This window comes from Streptomyces sp. 1222.5 (assembly GCF_900105245.1).
GTDB classification, from domain to species: Bacteria; Actinomycetota; Actinomycetes; order Streptomycetales; family Streptomycetaceae; genus Streptomyces; species Streptomyces albidocamelliae.
The window spans coordinates 2,649,013-2,663,561 of sequence record NZ_FNSZ01000001.1 but is presented as its reverse complement, the minus strand read 5'-3'; the positions used below and the strand labels follow the sequence as shown (position 1 = coordinate 2,663,561).

The window sequence follows — 14,549 nt, the reverse complement described above, 5'->3', positions numbered from 1 at the left end:
TCACAGCCCACCGGCCGATGCGGGCCCGGAGCGCTCGGCATGGCACCCTTAGACCTGCACAAGAGGTCAAGGTAGACACGGACACGGGTTCGAGGAGCGGTCACAGTGCAGCGCTGGCGTGGCTTGGAGGACATCCCCCAGGACTGGGGGCGCAGCGTCGTCACCATCGGTTCCTACGACGGCGTCCACCGCGGCCACCAGCTGATCATCAAGCACGCCGTCGACCGGGCCCGCGAGCTGGGCGTCCCGGCCGTCGTGGTCACCTTCGACCCGCACCCCAGCGAGGTCGTCCGGCCCGGCAGCCACCCGCCGCTGCTCGCCGCGCACCACCGCCGCGCCGAACTGATGGCGGACCTGGGTGTGGACGCGGTGCTGATCCTGCCCTTCACCACCGAGTTCTCGAAGCTGTCGCCGGCCGAGTTCGTCGTGAAGGTCCTGGTGGACAAGCTGCACGCGAAGGCGGTCGTGGAGGGCCCGAACTTCCGCTTCGGCCACAAGGCGGCCGGCAACGTCGACTTCCTCGTCGAGCAGGGCAAGATCTACGACTTCGAGGTCGAGGTCGTCGACCTGTACGTCAGCGGCGAGGCCGGCGGCGGCCAGCCGTTCTCCTCCACCCTGACCCGCCGCCTGGTCGCCGAGGGCGACGTCGAGGGCGCCCGCGAGATCCTGGGCCGCCCGCACCGCGTGGAGGGCGTGGTCGTACGCGGCGCCCAGCGCGGCCGTGAGCTGGGCTTCCCGACCGCCAACGTCGAGACCCTGCCGCACACCGCGATCCCCGCCGACGGCGTCTACGCCGGCTATCTGCACGTCGAGGGCGAGGCCATGCCGGCCGCGATCTCCGTGGGCACGAACCCGCAGTTCGACGGCACCGAGCGCACGGTGGAGGCGTACGCGATCGACCGCGTCGGCCTCGACCTGTACGGCCTGCACGTCGGCGTGGACTTCCTCGCCTACGTGCGCGGCCAGGCGAAGTTCGCGTCCCTGGAGGCCCTGCTCGAGCAGATGGCCGCGGACGTGAAGCGGTGCCGGGAGATCGTGGCGGCGGAGGAGTAGGCGCCGCACGTCCCACCGGCGGCCCACCGACCGGGGGACACGGACACGACACGAGAGGGCGGCCGGTGCTCAGCACCGGCCGCCCTCTCGTCGTGTGTCCTACTGCTGCGGCGGCTGGGCCTGCGGAGGCTGTGCCCCGGGCTGCGCCGCCTGCTGCGGGTGGCCGGGCTGCGGCGGGTACGGCTGCCCCTGCGGCTGCTCGCCCTGCACCGGCGGGTACGGACCCTGCGGTGCCTGCGGGTACGGCTGACCCGGGGCGGCCTGCGGGTACGGCTGTCCGGGCCCGGCCTGCGGGTACGGCTGGGGGTAGGGCTGGCCCTGCTGCGGCGGGTACGGCTGCGGCTGACCGGGCTGTTGCGGGTACGGCTGCTGGCCCTGCTGCGGGGGATACGGCTGCTGGCCCTGCGCGTACGGCTGGCCCGGCAGCGGCTGGCCCGGCATGGGCGGCGCGGCCACCGGCGGCGGGTTGCCGTCGCTGGTCCACAGCCCGTGCGCCTGCTGGTGCCGTACGAAGTCCTCGGCGACCAGGGCCGCGAGGTTGAAGTACGCCTCCCGCGTCCGCGGCCGCATCATGTCGAGGTCGACCTCGGCACCGGCGGACAGGTGCTCGTCGAACGGCACCACCACGACAGCGCGGGTCCGCGTCTCGAAGTGCGACACGATGTCCTCGACCTTGATCATCTTGCCGGTCTCGCGGACCCCGGAGATCACGGTGAGGGACCGGGACACCAGGTCCGCGTACCCGTGCGCGGACAGCCAGTCCAGCGTCGTACTGGCGCTGCTCGCCCCGTCGACGGACGGGGTGGAGATGATGATCAGCTGGTCGGCGAGGTCGAGCACCCCGCGCATGGCGCTGTACAGCAGGCCCGTGCCCGAGTCGGTGAGGATCACCGGGTACTGCCGGCCCAGCACGTCGATCGCGCGCCGGTAGTCCTCGTCGTTGAACGTGGTCGAGACGGCCGGGTCCACGTCGTTGGCGATGATCTCCAGACCGGAGGGCGCCTGCGAGGTGAACCGGCGGATGTCCATGTACGAGTTCAGGTAGGGGATCGCCTGGACGAGGTCACGGATGGTGGCCCCGGTCTCCCGGCGCACCCGCCGCCCGAGCGTGCCGGCGTCCGGGTTCGCGTCGATGGCGAGGATCTTGTCCTGCCGCTCGGTGGCGAGGGTCGCGCCCAGCGCGGTGGTGGTCGTCGTCTTGCCGACGCCGCCCTTGAGGCTGATGACCGCTATCCGGTAGCAGGAGAGCACCGGCGTGCGGATCAGCTCCAGTTTGCGCTGCCGCTCGGCCTCCTCCTTCTTGCCGCCCAGCTTGAACCGGGAGGAAGCCGCCGCGGGCCGGCCGCTCCGCGCCTTCTGCCGCTTGTTGTTGAGCAGCCGGTCCGCGGACAGTTCCACGGCGGCGTTGTACCCCAGCGGGGCGGCACCGGGGTTGGTGGGCTGCCGCTGGTCGTGCTGCACGGGCTGCGGCCACGCGGCCCCGGTACGCGGGTCGACCGGGGCGTGCGGGGGCTGCGGCTGCGCCTGGGCGGGCTCCGGGTTCTGGGGGTGCCCGGGGTGCTGCGGGAAGCCGTAACCGCCGGGCTGCGCCTGTGGGGCGGCGGCCGGCTGCGGTGCCGGCGGCTGGGGAGCGGACTGCTGGTGAGCGGGCTGCTGCGGCGCCGGGGGTTGCGGGAAGCCGTAACCGCCGGGCTGCGCGTGCGGGTCGGTGACGCCGGGCTGCGGGAAGCCGTAACCGGCCGCCGGGGCGGGTCCGTTGGGGGCGACCTGCGGCGGCTGGGCCTGCGGGAAGCCGTACCCACCCGGCGCGGGCTGCGGCTCGGGGGTACCGGGCTGCGCGGTGGCCGCCGGCTGCGGTGCAGGGGGCTGCGGGAAACCGTAACCACCCGGTGCGGGCTGGGCGTCGGGCTGCGGGAAGCCGTAGCCGCCGGGCGGGGTGGGGCCCGTCGGGGCCGGCTGGGGTCCGGCCTGCGCGGCGGTCGGCGGGACGGGCGCGCCGGGCTGGTGGGCCGGGGCGGGCTGGTTCTGCTGGTTCCAGGCGGCGGGCGCGGGCTGCGGGGGCTGCGGCTGGAACGGCGGCTGCTGGCCGGGCACGCCGACGGGCCCCTGCGCGGCCGCGGGGTGCGGCTGCCCGGGAACCGGGCCGGGCTGCTGCGGCGCGGGCTGTGCGGGCCACTGAGCCGCCGGGGCCGGGGCGGCGGGCTGGTACGAGGGCGGCAGCGGAGGCATGCCGTCCTGCGGCGCGGGCGGGGGAGTCCAGGCGGCCCGGGGCTCCGGTGCGGCGGGGCTCGGGGCGGCTGCCGCGGGGCTCGTGGCCGCGGGGGTGTGCGGAGCCGCGGCGGCGTCCTCGGCGGCGGAGGGGGCGGCCTGGGCCGCGTCGGCGCCCGTCACCGGTGCGGGGCCGGCCGGGGCCGGGGCGGTGTTCGCGTCGGGCGCCTCGGCCGTCGGGGTGCCGGCGCTCTCCGGGGCCGGCGGCTGGGCCTGGGCGCTCGGCGCCGGGGCGTCCGGTGACACACCGTCGGTCCGCACGCCGTCCGCGTCCGCCGCTGCCGCCGGAGAACCGGCCGTGTCGTCGGCTCCGGAGGCGGATCCGGGGGCGGTCACGACGTGGGCCGGGGCGAGCCCGAACTCCTCGTCGTCCTTGCCGGAATCGGCCTGCGCGTCCTCGGCCGTCGCGTCCGCGCCGCCTCGCGCCTCACCGTCCGCGTCGTCCTGCGCGCCTTCGTGGGCCGTGACCGCGGCGGAAGGCTCGTCCGTGGCGTCGGCCGTGGCGTCCGTCTCCGGACCGTCGGCACCGGCCGCGCTCACCGCCGACGCGGTGTCACCCGGGGGCTGCTCCGGGGTGGGCTCGGCGGGCCGCGCGGTGGAGGTCTCCTCCGCCGCGGCCCGCTCCGCGATCTCCCGCTTCAGGGCGGAGGCGGAGATCCGCATGGTCGCGCCGCTGACGAGGTCGCCGTTGTCGCCGTCCTCTCCGCCCGAGGTGAAGGACGAGACGGCCGGAGCGGCCGGGGCCTCGGACGGAACGGCCGGCGGCTGCGGAGCGGCAGGGGTGGGCCCGGGCGGCGGTGTGGCGGGGCCCTGCGGTGCGGCGGGGGCCGGCTCGGACCCCCAGGCCGGCTGGAAGCCGCTGCCGGGCGGCAGGTCCGGAATCTCCACCGGCGGACCGACCGGCGGCGGAGGCACGGCCGGGGTGGCGGCCGCGGCAGGCGGGGTGGGAGCGCCCGCGGGAGGCGGCACCGGCGCCGACGGCGACGTGCCGGACGCACCCGACGCGTTCTGCGTGTACCAGGCGGGCGGCGCGTAGTCGATCGTGAACTCGCCCGTCATCTCGATGCCGGACTCCGCGTCGGTCTGGTCGTCGTCGGGTGTCGCCCAGCCCCCGCGGATCCCGTCCCGATCGCTGTTCACAGTTCCTCCTGGTGTGGTCGAGCACCCTCATGCCATGCCTGGGGGGCGACCGTTCCTGTCGTACGATTCGCCGGGCTTCCCGCCGGGGCCACTGGACCCCGGCTGCCGCGGAGCGCGCGACCCCCGGCTCGCGGGAGCACGCGACGTGCCCTGCCCCAGCCTAATCACCAAAACCGCGGGGCAGGCAGGCCCCGCCACCCCTTCGTGGCCGTCCGACGCGTCACATCGGGCCGGAGGCCGCCGCGAGACACGCGTACGTATACCGAAACGTGACGAAGACGCCCCCTCAGCAGGGCCCCGTAACCACGCGATCCACGCGATAAATCGGCAATGCCGATGAAAACGGACCAAGTTGGACGATGGTCAGTCCATCCGGCGTGCCACGCCCAGCAGTCCGGTCTCCGCGTCCGTCGCCCGGGTCACCACGTACTGCCGGTCCCGCTCCGTGCACCACAGCGTCACACCGTCCGGCAGCGTGGGCAGCGTCTCCAGCTCCGGCCGCGGCAGCCCCATCACCCGGCCGATCTCCGCGGCCTCGTCCGGCGACACCCGCTGCACGCCCACCAGCCGCGCCTGACGCATCAACCGCGGCGCCACCGGGCTCAGATAGGGCAGCAGCGTCAGCACGGACTGCCACGGCGCGGACACCACACGGCCGCGTGGCGGCCGCATGCCGCAGTCCCGGACCACGAGCACGGGCGTACCCGCCGAGGCGCCCTGCGGGGGCACGCGGCCGACGTCGTACACCGCGAGGCCGTTCTGCCCGCCGCCCATGGCGTGCACCATCGGCATCCAGGCCTGCGCCCGCCCCGTCTCCACGGCCACCCGCGCGCCCGTGGCCGCCGCGCGCAACGCCATGACCTGTGCGGTCCACAGGCCGCCGATGAGCACGATGTCGTACGGCGTCGGACGGTTGACACCGAGCACGGCCGGCTGGCCCTCGGCGTTGTCGCCGACCACCACACCGTCGTCGCCGATGGGCAGGGACAGCGCGTCGGCCTGCTCGATGGGCAGGGCGTGCCGCGGGTGGCGGGGGCCCAGCAGGCCGAAGCCGGTGCGCAGCCGCTCGCCGAGGCCCGGCCCCGACGGGGTCGTGCCCGCCGGGGTGGGAGAGGTCGTCATGGCCATCAGCGGGCACCTCCGAGCGGCAGGGTCGCCAGTACGCCGGGGAGTTGTTCACGGTCCAGCCGGGCGAGCCCGGTCCTGGCCTGCCGCGCCGTACGCTCCAGCTCGCGCCGCGCGTCGGTCAGCTCCTGGTTGCTGCGGCCGGTGATCCGCAGATGACCGGTGACGGTCACGTCCTGCTGCGCGCCCTTGGCCAGCGTCATGCTGAACGTCGTGGCCAGCGCGGGCACCGCGGTCAGCTGGGCCACCAACTGCGCCAGCGAGCCACCGGAGCCGCCCAGTTGGGGCCAGCGGCGCACCCAGTAGGTGGTGTGCCTGCGGTTGTCGCAGCGCCAGCTGCGGCTGGACTCCTCGGTGCGCCGCTGCGCCGCCTCGCCCCGGCCGACCTGGGCCGCCTGGGCGGTCACCATCGGGTTGGCGCAGGCGGAGGTGGCGATGGCCGCCGTCAGCTCCTCCTCGGTGAGCACGTTCGCCCGGAACCCGGCGCCGGTCAGCCGGCTCGACAGGTGCTCGGCCGAACGCGCCAGGCACTTCTGCGCGCCCGTCAGACCGCCGCCGCGCGCGGCCACCGCCTCCGGGCACAGCTCGGGGTCGAGCTTCAGCGCTATCCACGTGATGCGGACCGCGGGGGAACCGGTCTGGGCCTGCAGCGGCGCGTAGTTGCTGACCACCACCGACTGCTGGGGGAGGTGCAGCGCGGGCGCGGGCTGCGTGTGCACGACGATCTGCGCCGACTCCAGCCGGATCCCGTCGACTTCGAGGACGTCCCGGACGAGGGCCAGCGGCAGCGGTCTGCGGCTGCGCTCCGCCCGCAGCGCGTCGGCGTCCGACTCCACCTGGAGCACCGCCGTCAGGAAGCCGCCGTCGCCCACCATGCCCACCGGCCGCTGGTCGCGGTCCTCGCCGCGGCTGTAGCTGTAGGTGCGCAGGGTCGGGTCGCACTCCACGGCGGGCGCGAGCCCGGAGTCGGTGCCGGGCGGCAGCGGTGTGCTCGCGGCCCGCCGCCTGCGGGCCCGCAGCGCCAGCAGGGTGCCGAGCCATTCCGGCAGGGAACGCCCCCGGCGCCGTACGACCGCGAGCACCACGAGCAGCGCGGCGACCACGGCGGCGGCGACCATCGCGACCATGTTCACGAGCCATCCGCACACCACGAGCGCGGCCGCGATCTCCAGCAGCACCAGCCGCTGCAGCGCGAACGAACCGCCGCGCCCCGAACGGGACTCCGGATGCGGGGTGAAAGTGCCCTGGTAGGACGCGGATGCGGGCCGCGTGTCCGGCTGGGCGGAGGAAGAGCGGCGGCCACCCTGCCGGCGCGTGCCACCCGAGCGTGACCCCGATTGCGATCGCGACCGGGTCCGCGTTGCGGAAGCCATCACTCCAAAACCCCCGAACTCTCCCGAAAACCCTTGTGCTCCGGTCCCTTCAAGCCCTGAGCACCCTACCCGTGCCACAAGCACGTCCGCGCAACAGGCATAGTAGGGGCCGGGTCTGACAGTCGAGGCACCAGAGGCAACGAGGGCGGGGGACGGATCTTCACAGGTCCCCCACGGCTCCGCAACGGGGAGAGAGCGGACACAGATGGCATCACGGCGGGACGAACTCAACGCCTACACCTTCGCGAAGCGCCGCACGCTCGCGTCATTCCTCCAGCCCTCCCCGTCGGGCACCGAGGAGGGCGCCCCGAAACCGCTGGGTGCGCTCGTGCCCGGCCTCGTCGTCGGCGCCGTGGTCCTCGCGGTGTTCGGCGCCGTCGGCATGTTCAGCCCGACGGCGCCCAAGGGCTGGGACACACCCGAGGAACACGTCATCGTCGCCAGCAAGTCCACCACCCGGTACGTCGTGCTGAAGACCGGCAAGCAGACGCAGCTGCACCCCGTCCTCAACATGGCCTCGGCGAAACTCCTCCTGGATCCCGACAAGGCCGACGTCATCACCGTCGACGAGAAGATCCTCGACAGCGGCAAGCCCCCGCACGGCGCCACCATCGGCATCCCCTACGCCCCCGACCGCCTGCCCTCCTCCGACGAGGCGGAGGCCGCCAAGCGGTGGGCGGTCTGCGAACGCCCCGGCGACGGCGGACGGGCCATCCAGAAGGCGGCGTTCGTCCTCGCGCAGAAGGAGTGGTCCAGGACCGAGGGCCGCGACAGACTCACCCGCGGCGACCTGATGTACGTCGTCGGCCCGGACGGGAAGAGCCAGTACGTCGTCGACGCGCGCGGCACGGCGTACAAGATCGCCGACCCCACCGACAAGGAACTGCTCAAGGCTCTCGACACTCAGGGCCGTTCCCCGCAGCGCGTCTCCCAGGACTGGCTCGACACCCTGCACCAGGGGACCCCCGTCTCGATCCCCAGGATCGAGGGCACGCCCGGCGCGAAGGCCGGCAGCGGCAGCCTGCTGGGCGAGTACGACAAGGTCGGCGAGGTCGTGAAGGCGTACGACGGGCAGACCCTCCAGTACTACGTCGTGCTGCCGGGCAAGGTGGCCCGCATCTCCGAGTTCACGGCCACCCTCCTGCTGGGCAGCGGCCAGCTGGTCGGCGTCGGCCAGGCCGGTGAGGCGCAGAAGGTCAGCCCCGGCGCCGTCGGCGAGAGCACCACGTTCCAGGCGGACAAGAACTGGCCGACGTACAAGCCGAAGACGGTGAACGACGGCTCCAGCACCACCAGCGGCCGCAACACCGTCTGCAACGTGCTGCGTTCGGTCGGCGCCAAGGGCGTCAAGACGCTGTCCACCTGGGTGGGCACGGACTTCCCCGCCCAGCTGCCCACCGGCTCCTCCAGCGCGTACGTCACCCCCGGCTCCGGCCAGCTCTACCGGCAGTTCCAGGGCACCGAGACCGGCGCCGGCGGTGTCTTCCTGGTCACCGACACGGGCCTGCGCTACGCCCTGCAGTCCAACAGCGACAGCGCCGCCGACGACCAGGGCATCGGCACCTCCGCCAAGAAGCGCAAGGAGGAGCTGAGCGAGGCGCGGATCGCGCAGACCCACCTCGGCTACGAGAAGGTGAAGCCCACGCCCGTGCCCCTGGAGTGGTCCAGGTTCCTGCCGACGGGCCCGCGCCTGTCGGAGTCGGCGGCACGCCAGCCGCAGGGCTCCTAGCGACGGGCGGAGGAGACGCACACATGCTGAAGGCACACACGCCCGCGGCCGGGGCACCGGGACTCACCGGCCGGATCCTGGCCATGGCCGGCGCCGTCGTCCTCACCGCGACGACCACGGTGGTCGCCCTCCCCGCGGCCCCGGCCAGGGCGGACGACGGCCAGTGCACGTTCCCGTCCAAGCCCTACGCGGGCCGCCCCTGGGCGCTCCAGCGCGTCAACCTGGACGAGCTGTGGGCGCAGTCCACCGGCAAGAACGTCCAGGTCGCCGTGATCGACACCGGCGTGGACATCAAGAACCCGCAGCTCACCAAGGCCGTGGACGCCTCCAAGGGCAAGAACCTGCTGCCCGCGAAGAACTCCAAGGGCGAGAAGATCGAACGCGGCAACAACTCGGGCACCACGGACACCGTCGGGCACGGCACCCGCGTGGCGGGCATCATCGCGGCCCGCCCGGCGAAGGGCACGGGCTTCGTCGGCCTCGCCCCGAACGCCACGATCATCCCGATCAAGCAGAACGACGCCGAGGGCGACGGCACGGCGAACACCCTGGCCACAGCGATCAGAGACTCGGTCCGGGCGGGCGCGGACGTCATCAACATCTCCCAGGACACCGCCAACGCGCTCGACCCCAAGGACTCGGTCCTCAAGGACGCGGTCGACTTCGCGATCGGCCAGAAGGTCGTGATCGTGGCCTCGGCCGGCAACGACGGTCTCGGCGGCAACGTCAAGGTCACGTACCCGGCGTCCTACCCGGGCGTCCTCGCGGTGGCGGCGTCCGACCGCAACAACGAGCGCGCGCCCTTCTCGCAGTCCGGTGACTTCGTGGGCGTCGCCGCCCCCGGCGTCGACATGATCTCCACGGTGCCCGGCAACGGCCACTGCTCGGACAACGGCACGAGCTTCTCCGCCCCGTACGTGGCGGGCGTGGCCGCCCTGTTGAAGTCCAAGTACCCCCACTGGACGGCCCGGCAGGTCGTCGCCCAGATCGAACAGACCGCGGAACGCTCCATCCCCGGCAAGGACATGCGGGTCGGATGGGGCGTCGTCGATCCGGTGCGGGCGCTGACGGCCGTGGATCCGGCGCACCCCGTCGAGTCCCCAGCACCCGAGGACGGTGTCGCCAGGGGCGAGGCCCCGTCGGTCTCTCCGCTGCGCTTCGGCGAGACCGCGGAGGAGCGGAACACCAGGCTCGCGACGTACGTCGTCGTGGGCGGCCTGGTCCTGGTGGCGGGACTGGGCGGCACGGCCGTGGCCGTCCGGGACGCGCGGCGCAGGCGCGGGCGGGTGCCGGAGGCCGGTACGTGGACGCGCTGACCGGGCTGAACGTCCTGGGTCTCGCCCTGTCCGCCGTGCTCCTCGCCATGGCCTGCGTGAAGGCCGACCGGGTACGCGGCTGGCGCGCGAGCATCGATCCGTCGGCCCCGGAGATACCCGACGCCGCCTTCGTCGTCGCCCGCGTCGTCCTCGTGACCCTGGCCGGCCTCGGCGTCTACACGGCCGTCCAGGGTTTCGGCGTCTCCGACGACTCGTCGTGGAACGACAGTGAGCTGACGAGCGCCGTGCACCGGGCCACGGACGAACTGGACGGCTACCGGTTCCAGACGGACGAGTCGGGCAGCCCCCTCCACTTCGACGACTACGCGTCGCTGATCGAGGACAAGGTGGTCCGCAACGCGGGTGGCGACGCCCCCGAGACCGGCGTGGCCGTCACGCCGGCCGCCGGCGCCACGGCCGCAGGCGGCTCCTTCACGGTCACCGCGGACGGCGCGGGGGACGCGTTCTGCACGCGGGTCGAGCGCACCCGCTCCAAGAAGGACGACTACACCCCGCCGGGCATCACCGGCGGCGAGGGGACGCTCACCTACCTGGGGTACCGGCTCGCCGTGACGGTCCGGGAGGGCACGTGCTGACCTCCGTCAGGAAGGCGACGGCACGCATCCCGAGGAGACTGCGCCTGCCCTTGGCGGGGGCCGTGGCCCTCGCGGTGGCCGCGAGCGGTTTGACGTTGGCCTTGTCGGACGAGGGCGGCCATCTCACGGCCAACCGCGTCCAGTTGAGGCGAGCGTGCGGTGGCCTGCTGCCGTACGGCGAACTGGCCGGACGGGTTCCGGATGCGGTGCGGGGGAAGCTGGACCAGTACGGCACCCTGCTGCAGCCCGGCATGGAGAGCCGCTCCCTGCTGAACTGCACCCTGGACTGGCCGGGCCACGGGGGTGTGCACGTCGAGGCGGCGACACTCGTCAACCACCTCCCGTACGAGCTGAAGACCGAGGACCTCCTCGCACCGGGACACGAGGCCCCCGGCGTGACCGGCCGAGACAGCGACGACGAGGGCCCGCTCTGGGTCGTCGCCGAGTGCCCCAAGGGCCTGACCGGTCGGGCGCGCCCGTCGACGCAGATGTATGTCTCCGTGGGAATGGACAAGGCGTCCGTACGCACCCGGTTCCGCATCGCGGTCGAGGTCGCGGCCGGTGTTGCGGAACGGGCGAACTGCGGCTCGGCGTCCGCGCTCCGGCCCCCCGCCGGGGTGATCGACACGTACGAGGAACACGACGCCGACGGGGGTCCGGTCGACTCGGGCGACTACGGCTCCGTACGCGTCGAGGAGCCGGGCCGCGGCATCGGGAAATGCCGGTGGATGACCGCCAGGAGCCGCGCAGGATCGGCACCCCTGCGGGGCACCTGGACCGCGACCGGCGACCTCCAGCGGTCCCGCCTGCTGAGCGTCTGCCAGGCCCGGCGCTGGAACGACGACAAGAGCGCCTACACCGACCCGCAGCCCGCCCCGCTGGAGCCGGTCACCGCCGACGCCACCAGCTGGGCGGGCGACCTGGGCCGCAGCGCGTACCGCGACTACGAGCGCGACGGCGAGTACCCCGGCTTCGACGACCGGCCTGACACCCTCACCGACACGGACGCCACGCTCGCCCTCTGGGCCCGGTCGGAGTGCGCGGCCGGGCCGACGTACCACCGCGTCTCGGTGCGCCCGGACCTGGACGGAGCGGTGGACGGCGCCTATCGCCTCAGCCGAGCCCAGCGCGCACAAATGTCTGCGCGCGTACACCAGTTGATGAAGAGCTACCTGTCCGCGCCGGAGGGATGGCCGAAGGCGCAGCACTGCCACGACACCGAACTGCTGGGCGAGGTGGAGCAGTGGACGTGACACGCAGACGGATCATCCGCAACACGGCACTCGGGTCGGTGGCGGCACTGCTCGCACTCGGCGGCGGTCTCTGGCTGTACGGCGAGAACGACCGCGCCGTGGCGCGCGCCTGCGGGGGGATGCTTCCCCTCGCCGACGTGCGCGCGGTGCTGGGGAACGGCCACCTGGAGGTGAACAGCAGATCCGGCAACGGGATCGACACCTGCCAGGTGAACGCGGAGGCCGACGGCGGCAGCGCGAAGGTGAGCATCGTCGACACCGGGCGCATCGGCGCGAACGGCTGGCTCTCCGTCCCCCTCGCCGGCGGTTCCACCGGGGACACGCTGCCGGTGCCGGTCGGACAGGGCTGGTCCGGCCTCTTCGCCGCGGACTCCGACGACGGCGGAGCGACGACCACGCTCACCCTGCGGTGCGGCAGGGGCAGCAGGCCGGGGCCGGCGGGCAAACCGGTCAGGGGCCTGACGGTGACGGTCGAGACGGACCTCGGCAGAACACTGGACGACCCCGCCAACCGCCCGGCTCACCTGCGTATCGCCACGGGCACGGCGAAGAAGGCGGTCGACGCGTACGGCTGCGTGACCCGCCCGGGCCGGACTCCGCTCCGCACGGTCGGACTCCCGGTCTCGGAGGAGGAGTTCGAGCCCCTGTCCACGGCGACCGGCACCTGCGCCGGCATCCCCCGGACCACCGGTGTGACCACGGCCCGCGAGACGACACGCGCCGGAGCCCCCTGGGAGTCCTGCTCCCTGGGGGACGACGGCCTGGGCCGTCACCGCTACTCCCTGCAGGCCTATTTCGGGCCGTACGCACAGCGCCTCAAGGCCGGCTACGCGGAGGAGCACTACACCTCCGACCCCACCCCGGCCGACGCCCCCAAGGGCCGGCTACGTCAGGACGGCTCCTACTGGGGATCCGCGTCGTGCCCGGCCGACGGGGCCGAGCGGGCGGTGTTCGTGGTCCGCCGCGATGGTCCGGGGGACGGGACGCGGGTGCCCGAGGCCGAGCGCGAGTACGCGAGGAAGGCGCTGCGGGCCTTCGCGGAACACTCGGCACGGGGACGGGGCTGCGGTGCGCCGGTGACACCCTGACGAGCGGGACCGACTACCGGCAGGCGTCCGACCGTTCCACCGCCCTGGTGTAGGCGTTGATCAGCTTCTTCATGGCCGCCGGGTCCTGGTGCTTCGAACCGGTGGCCTGAATGGCGGTGTAGAGAACCTGATCCTTGCCGTTGCGGCAGTCCTGTGTCTTGCCGAAGGCCTGGTTCCCCGAATAGGCGAAATGCCCGTCGTCGGTCTGGTGGTCCAATTCGTCGAGAGTCATCCCCTGGGCGAACTCGAACACGGTCATGTCGTTCCACCACTCCTGCGCGGTGTAGACGATCCGTTTGCCGTCCACGGAAACAGCGCACCGAGTAGCGGTCGAGGAGTCGACCGTCTTCTTCGTCGCGACCTTCTCGCCCGGTGAGAGGAATTTCGACAGTTCTTCCGAGTCCACGGTGGTGCCGCACAGCGAACGGGGCGTGGTGTAGGCGCGTTCCCGACCGTTCTCGCTACAACTGGAGACTGCGAGAAGCAGGACGGAAACTGCAACAGCAGCCCCAGCGTGATGGCTGCGGCGGGTGAAAGAGGCCGGTTTCATGGGTTCTCGCAACTGATGGTAGTTCAGGAAGGGGTGAAATCTTCCCCTTCGTGTGCGGCCGACAGGCCCTCACGTTCACGCGCGTGCTGCTCAAGCGTCCGATGCGCGTCACCCAGGCGGGTGGGGTCCTCGTTCGGGTGAAGAGCAACTCACGTAGCCAGTGCAGGTGTTGCTGGCGGCGGACCGCCGACCAGGTGTGGAGATCCTATGGAGATCCGAGACCTCGTGACCGGCATCCGGTGATCCGTCTTACAGAAGGACCGTTGCAGGGCGGCCTCTTGGTGGGTCGTCACATGCGTGCGTTCGCTGCGAACCGGCAAGTCGGGCAAACCATGGCACCGCAGCCGGTCTCGTAACCGAGTTAACACACATGCTTGGTTGGACCGGTTGGGCAGGTTGACTAGAGTGGTAAACGCGTTGTCAGGCGCGGCTCGCTTTGCGATCGTACGGCGAGCGAGTAACGCCCCTCGACCCGGTCGGGCCGATGGGTGTACGGGGAAACGGGGAGGAGCGTCGTGCTTCCGGAAGACATGGTCGGGGGCGTGTCGGCGGCGAACCTGGAGGCCAGCGGTGACGCGCTGAAGAAGTTCGTCAAGCGGGTCGACGGGGTCCTGCAGAATCTTGAGAAGTCGCCGGGTGCTCCGACGCGGCTTCACGATCAGTCGATCAGGCAAGGTGCTCTCAGCAGCACGGGCGGAAGCTTCCACGAGGCCGACGCCCTGCACAGGACGTTCAACGCGGTGCACGAGAGGCTCACCAACCTCTCCAAGACGCTGCACCTGCAGATCGAGGCGTTGGGTATCGCGGTCCTCGGGGCCAAGGGGACCTTCGACAACCTCGAAGAGGACCAGCGGCGGCGGTTCTGGGAGATCCAGTTGGAGATCAAGCAGGTCCAGGGCCTGACGGGTGACAAGCACGCCGGCGGCGGCAACGACATGGTGATGTGACGATGACCGACAAGCACTCAGAGGACCTGGATCGGGTCTCCGGCCAGAACACCTTCACGGACCTCGCTCGGGGTGCTGGGGAGCATCCTCATGGCGGTGGCTTCCTCAGGG

General features: G+C 72.7%; 11 protein-coding genes. 7 read left to right on the top strand and 4 right to left on the bottom strand.

Translation table 11 applies throughout. The features are described 5' to 3' along the window. The first annotated feature begins 105 nt into the window (after positions 1–105). Positions 106–1,053 (top strand): bifunctional riboflavin kinase/FAD synthetase, encoded by a 948-nt coding sequence (locus tag BLW57_RS11810; RefSeq protein ID WP_073890140.1) that lies wholly within the window; start codon positions 106–108, stop codon positions 1,051–1,053. A 99-nt stretch (positions 1,054–1,152) separates the two neighbouring features. On the opposite strand, the gene BLW57_RS11805 is transcribed toward BLW57_RS11810, so the two are convergent. From BLW57_RS11805 to eccE, 3 genes are all read right to left on the bottom strand, one after another. Further along, positions 1,153–4,461: an SCO5717 family growth-regulating ATPase gene (locus BLW57_RS11805; RefSeq protein WP_093474250.1), complete on the bottom strand. Its 3,309-nt coding sequence runs from the start codon at positions 4,459–4,461 to the stop codon at positions 1,153–1,155. Positions 4,462–4,824: 363 nt separating this feature from the next. After that, on the bottom strand, positions 4,825–5,589 hold the full coding sequence (locus tag BLW57_RS11800) for a hypothetical protein (protein WP_093474249.1): 765 nt from the start codon (positions 5,587–5,589) through the stop codon (positions 4,825–4,827). Further along, positions 5,589–6,959: a type VII secretion protein EccE gene (gene eccE, locus BLW57_RS11795; RefSeq protein ID WP_093474247.1), complete on the bottom strand. Its 1,371-nt coding sequence runs from the start codon at positions 6,957–6,959 to the stop codon at positions 5,589–5,591. The genes BLW57_RS11800 and eccE overlap by 1 nt, the downstream gene beginning before the upstream one ends. A 205-nt stretch (positions 6,960–7,164) precedes the next feature. Between eccE and eccB the strand changes: the two genes are divergently transcribed. The 5 genes from eccB to BLW57_RS11770 all read left to right on the top strand — a co-directional run bounded on the left by eccB (position 7,165) and on the right by BLW57_RS11770 (position 12,941). After that, positions 7,165–8,688, top strand: coding sequence for a type VII secretion protein EccB (eccB, locus tag BLW57_RS11790; protein ID WP_093474246.1), 1,524 nt, complete (start codon positions 7,165–7,167; stop codon positions 8,686–8,688). Between the two features lie 83 nt (positions 8,689–8,771). After that, the gene (gene mycP, locus BLW57_RS11785) at positions 8,772–10,004 is read left to right on the top strand and encodes a type VII secretion-associated serine protease mycosin (RefSeq protein ID WP_093480661.1); all 1,233 of its coding nucleotides are present in this window, start codon (positions 8,772–8,774) and stop codon (positions 10,002–10,004) included. Further along, positions 9,992–10,600 (top strand): hypothetical protein, encoded by a 609-nt coding sequence (locus BLW57_RS11780; protein ID WP_093474244.1) that lies wholly within the window; start codon positions 9,992–9,994, stop codon positions 10,598–10,600. Before mycP ends, BLW57_RS11780 begins: the two co-directional genes overlap by 13 nt. Next, a complete protein-coding gene (locus BLW57_RS11775; RefSeq protein WP_093474243.1) occupies positions 10,594–11,853 on the top strand; it encodes a hypothetical protein in 1,260 nt (419 codons plus the stop codon). The genes BLW57_RS11780 and BLW57_RS11775 overlap by 7 nt, the downstream gene beginning before the upstream one ends. Beyond that, positions 11,850–12,941: a hypothetical protein gene (locus BLW57_RS11770; protein ID WP_143051597.1), complete on the top strand. Its 1,092-nt coding sequence runs from the start codon at positions 11,850–11,852 to the stop codon at positions 12,939–12,941. The genes BLW57_RS11775 and BLW57_RS11770 overlap by 4 nt, the downstream gene beginning before the upstream one ends. A gap of 13 nt (positions 12,942–12,954) precedes the next feature. Here BLW57_RS11770 and BLW57_RS11765 read toward each other — a convergent pair whose 3' ends face one another. After that, positions 12,955–13,491 carry a hypothetical protein gene (locus BLW57_RS11765; protein WP_093474240.1) on the bottom strand — a complete coding sequence of 179 codons (537 nt, stop codon included), beginning with the start codon at positions 13,489–13,491 and terminating at the stop codon, positions 12,955–12,957. Positions 13,492–14,006: 515 nt separating this feature from the next. Here BLW57_RS11765 and BLW57_RS11760 point away from each other — a divergent pair. Further along, positions 14,007–14,438 carry a hypothetical protein gene (locus BLW57_RS11760; protein ID WP_093474238.1) on the top strand — a complete coding sequence of 144 codons (432 nt, stop codon included), beginning with the start codon at positions 14,007–14,009 and terminating at the stop codon, positions 14,436–14,438. Positions 14,439–14,549 lie beyond the last annotated feature (111 nt).

Bases quoted from the DNA above. Each gene is read 5' to 3' on its own strand.
- BLW57_RS11765 (WP_093474240.1), bottom strand. From the start codon at position 13,491: ATGAAACCGGCCTCTTTCACCCGCCGCAGCCATCACGCTGGGGCTGCT.
- eccB (WP_093474246.1), top strand. From the start codon at position 7,165: ATGGCATCACGGCGGGACGAACTCAACGCCTACACCTTCGCGAAGCGC.
- mycP (WP_093480661.1), top strand. From the start codon at position 8,772: ATGGCCGGCGCCGTCGTCCTCACCGCGACGACCACGGTGGTCGCCCTC.
- BLW57_RS11800 (WP_093474249.1), bottom strand. From the start codon at position 5,589: ATGGCCATGACGACCTCTCCCACCCCGGCGGGCACGACCCCGTCGGGG.
- eccE (WP_093474247.1), bottom strand. From the start codon at position 6,959: ATGGCTTCCGCAACGCGGACCCGGTCGCGATCGCAATCGGGGTCACGC.